This window comes from Streptomyces lonarensis, assembly GCF_012033735.1.
GTDB lineage: Bacteria > Actinomycetota > Actinomycetes > Streptomycetales > Streptomycetaceae > Streptomyces > Streptomyces lonarensis.
Genome location: NZ_JAAVJD010000339.1, coordinates 1 through 4149, shown reverse-complemented (window position 1 = coordinate 4149; position 4149 = coordinate 1). Strand labels below are relative to the sequence as shown.

Sequence of the window (4149 nt, the reverse complement as noted above, 5' to 3'; positions counted from 1 at the left end):
GTGGCGCCCCGGCACCGCCCGCCGGGCCGCGGCGGGGCGCGGTGGTCCGCCCCGGCCGGCGTGCGTGGACCGGGGCGAGCACCCCATAGGATTGGTGGCTCAACCAGCCCTCGACACAGCAATGAGGATCGCCGCATGCCTGGCATCACGCGCGAGGAGGTCGCCCACCTCGCTCGGCTGGCGCGTCTGGAGCTGTCCAGCGAAGAGCTCGACCACTTCGCAGGTCAACTCGACGACATCATCGGGGCGGTCGCAGCCGTCTCCGACGTCGCCGGAGAGGACGTCCCGCCGACCTCCCACCCGCTGCCGCTGACCAACGTCATGCGACCGGACGAGGTCCGTCCGAGTCTGCCCCCCGAGCAGGTGCTGTCGCAGGCACCCGCAGCCGAGCAGCAGCGTTTCAAGGTGCCCCAGATCCTGGGGGAGGAGTGACCGCCATGACCGACCTGACCAGGCTCACCGCAGCCGAGACCGCCGCGCGGATCGCCGCCGGCGAGGTCACCGCGGTCGAGGTGACCGAGGCCCACCTGGCGCGCATCGAGGCCGTGGACGAGAAGGTCCACGCCTTCCTCCACGTCGACCGGGAGGGCGCCCTCGCCCAGGCCCGCGCCGTCGACGCCCGCCGTGAGGCCGGCGAGGAACTCGGCCCGCTGGCCGGCGTGCCGCTGGCGCTCAAGGACATCTTCACCACCGAGGGCGTGCCGACCACCGTCGGCTCCAAGATCCTCGAAGGCTGGATCCCGCCCTACGACGCGACCGTGACCAAGCGTCTGAAGGACGCCGGCGTCGTCATCCTCGGCAAGACCAACATGGACGAGTTCGCCATGGGGTCCTCCACCGAGAACAGCGCCTACGGCCCGACCGGCAACCCGTGGGACCTCACCCGCATCCCCGGCGGCTCCGGTGGTGGCTCGTCCGCAGCCATCGCCTCCTACCAGGCGCCGCTCGCCATCGGCACCGACACCGGCGGCTCCATCCGGCAGCCGGCCGCGGTCACCGGCACCGTGGGCGTCAAGCCGACCTACGGCGGGGTCTCCCGCTACGGGATGGTCGCCTTCTCCTCCTCGCTCGACCAGGGCGGGCCGTGCGCCCGCACGGTCCTGGACGCGGCGCTGCTCCACGAGGTGATCGCCGGCCACGACCCGCTGGACTCGACGTCCATCGACGCGCCGGTCCCCGACGTGGTCGAGGCCGCCCGCAACGGCACCGTCGCCGGGCTGCGCGTCGGCGTCATCAGCGAGTTCCGCGGTGAGGGCTACCAGGCCGGCGTCATGCAGCGCTTCGACGAGACGGTCGAGCTGCTGCGCGAGCTGGGTGCCGAAGTCGTCGAGCTGTCGTGCCCCTCGTTCACGAAGGCGCTCGCGGCCTACTACCTCATCGCCCCCTCGGAGTGCTCCTCCAACCTGGCGCGCTTCGATGCGATGCGCTACGGCCTGCGCACCGGTGACGACGGCACCCGCTCCGCGGAGGAGGTCACCTCGCTGACGCGCGAGGCGGGGTTCGGCGACGAGGTCAAGCGCCGCATCATGCTGGGCACCTACGCGCTCTCCTCCGGCTACTACGACGCCTACTACGGCAGCGCGCAGAAGGTCCGCACCCTCATCACCCAGGACTTCGAGCGCGCCTTCGAGCAGGTCGACGTGGTCATCTCGCCGACCACGCCCACCACGGCCTTCCCCATCGGCGAGCGTGCCGACGACCCGATGGCGATGTACCTGGCCGACCTGTGCACCATCCCCTCCAACCTGGCGGGCAACGCGGCGATGTCGCTGCCGTGCGGCCTCGCGCCGGAGGACGGGCTCCCCGTCGGTCTGCAGATCATCGCTCCGGCGATGGCCGATGACCGGTTGTACCGCGTGGGGGCCGCGGTCGAGGCCGCTTACCTGGCACGGTGGGGACATCCCATCCTGGAGGAGGCACCAGCCCTATGAGCAAGCCCAAGTCGAAGCTCGGCGTCTACATTTCCATCGGCACCTCGGTGTTCGGTGTGATCGGCATCGCCAAGCAGCTGCGCAGCGCCCGTGAGGAGCACGACACGCTCCAGCTGGTCGACGGCATCGTCTCCGCCGCCGCCGTCATCACCGGTGTGGCGCTGCTCGGTCGCGAGCTGCGCCGCATGAACGAGGACATTCACGATGTCCTCTCCGATTGACCCGCTCCGGGCGCGCGGCCCCCGTCACCGGCGGGCCGCCCACCCCCGCAGCCGAGAGGTACACCCCCGTGACAGTCATTGACCTGGTGTCGTACGAGGACGCGCTCGCGGCCTACGACCCCGTCATGGGCCTGGAGGTCCATGTCGAGCTCGGCACCAAGACCAAGATGTTCTGCGCCTGCGCCACCGCGCTCGGCGCGGAGCCCAACAGCCAGACCTGCCCGGTCTGTCTCGGTCTGCCCGGTGCGCTGCCCGTCGTCAACGCGATCGGCGTCGAGTCGGCGGTCCGGATCGGCCTCGCGCTGAACTGCGAGATCGCCACCTGGTGCCGGTTCGCCCGGAAGAACTACTTCTATCCGGACATGCCCAAGAACTTCCAGACCTCGCAGTACGACGAGCCGATCGCCTTCAACGGCTACCTCGACGTGCAGCTGGAGGACGGCGAGGTCTTCCGGGTGGAGATCGAGCGCGCCCACATGGAGGAGGACACCGGCAAGTCCACCCACGTGGGCGGCGCCACCGGACGCATCCACGGCGCCTCGTACTCGCTGCTCGACTACAACCGCGCCGGCATCCCGCTGATCGAGATCGTCACCAAGCCGATCACCGGCGCCGGCGCCCGGGCCCCTGAGGTCGCCCGCGCCTACGTCGCGGAGCTGCGCGAGCTGATCCGCGCGCTCGGCGTCTCCGAGGCCCGCATGGAGATGGGCCAGATGCGCTGCGACGTCAACCTGTCGCTGCGGCCTCACGGCACCGAGACGTTCGGCACCCGCAGCGAGACGAAGAACGTCAACTCGCTGCGCAGTGTCGAGCGCGCCGCCCGCTTCGAGGTGCAGCGGCACGCCGCCGTCCTCTCCGGCGGCGGCACCATCGTGCAGGAGACGCGCCACTTCCACGAGGAGGACGGCAGCACCACCTCCGGTCGGGTCAAGGAGGAGGCGGAGGACTACCGCTACTTCCCCGAGCCCGACCTGGTGCCGGTCGCCCCGGCCCGCGAGTGGGTCGAGGAGCTGCGCGCCGAGCTGCCCGAGCTGCCCCGGGTGCGTCGCAACCGGCTGCGGGAGGAGTGGGGCATCTCCGAGCACGAGATGCAGTCCGTCCTCAACGCCGGCGCCGTCGACGCGATCGTCGCCACGATCGAGGCGGGGGCCCCGCAGGCCGCAGCCCGCAAGTGGTGGATGGGCGAGCTGGCGCGCCGCGCGAACGAGCAGGGCGTCGACCTGGTGACCCTCCCGATCACGCCGGTGCAGGTCGCCCGCATCGCGGCGCTCGTCGCCGACGGTTCGCTCAACGACAAGCTGGCGCGGCAGGCGATCGAAGGCGTGCTCGCAGGTGAGGGCGAGCCGGACGCCGTGGTCGAGAGCCGCGGTCTGAAGATCGTCTCGGACGACGGTGCCCTCGGCACGGCCGTCGACGAGGCCATCGCCGCCAACCCGGGCGTGGCCGACAAGATCCGCGGCGGCAAGGTCGCCGCGGCCGGTGCTCTGGTCGGCGCGGTCATGAAGGCCACGCGCGGCCAGGCCGACGCGGGCCGTGCCCGCGAGCTGATCCTGGAACGCCTGGCGCCCGCCGAGTAGTTCGGCAGCCCCGGCCGCCGCAGCCGCGCCGTCCCGGGCCTCCACGGCCCCGTGCCGTTCGTGTCGCCCCGTACGGGGGTGGGACGGGCGGTACGGGGCCGTTGCGCTGTCCGCCGCAGGGCACGCGCACTGCGCCGACGGCCACGGCATGCCGGGCCGAGCCGGCCCGGTTCCCTGACCCGCGCGGTGCGCGGGCCGCGTGCCCCGCGCGGGCCCCGGGAACCGGCACCCGGTGCCCCGCCTGCCGCCTGTCGTCTGCCGCTCCGCGGGGCGGTTGTCACCACGGGTGGGCGAAGGCGCGGGGCGCGTACGAGGAGCCGGCGCGGAGGCCGCGGCTCGGGCACTGCGGCGGGCACGCCGCAGGCGTTGGGCGCTGCGCACCTCGGTCATCTCGGCGATCAGATCGCGTGCGTGGTGCCG

Annotated in this window: 4 protein-coding genes; all 4 read left to right on the top strand. The window is 72.3% G+C overall.

Features of this window, described 5'->3' with window-relative positions:
- Positions 1-135: 135 nt before the first annotated feature.
- The 4 genes from gatC to gatB all read left to right on the top strand — a co-directional run bounded on the left by gatC (position 136) and on the right by gatB (position 3729).
- Positions 136-432, top strand: coding sequence for an Asp-tRNA(Asn)/Glu-tRNA(Gln) amidotransferase subunit GatC (gene gatC / locus HCN56_RS24060; protein ID WP_167935187.1), 297 nt, complete (start codon positions 136-138; stop codon positions 430-432).
- Positions 433-437: 5 nt separating this feature from the next.
- A complete protein-coding gene (gene gatA / locus HCN56_RS24055; protein WP_167974530.1) occupies positions 438-1931 on the top strand; it encodes an Asp-tRNA(Asn)/Glu-tRNA(Gln) amidotransferase subunit GatA in 1494 nt (497 codons plus the stop codon).
- Positions 1928-2152 carry a hypothetical protein gene (locus tag HCN56_RS24050; protein ID WP_167974529.1) on the top strand — a complete coding sequence of 75 codons (225 nt, stop codon included), beginning with the start codon at positions 1928-1930 and terminating at the stop codon, positions 2150-2152. Before gatA ends, HCN56_RS24050 begins: the two co-directional genes overlap by 4 nt.
- Before the next feature lie 68 nt (positions 2153-2220).
- A complete protein-coding gene (gene gatB / locus HCN56_RS24045) occupies positions 2221-3729 on the top strand; it encodes an Asp-tRNA(Asn)/Glu-tRNA(Gln) amidotransferase subunit GatB (protein ID WP_167974527.1) in 1509 nt (502 codons plus the stop codon).
- Positions 3730-4149: the final 420 nt, after the last annotated feature.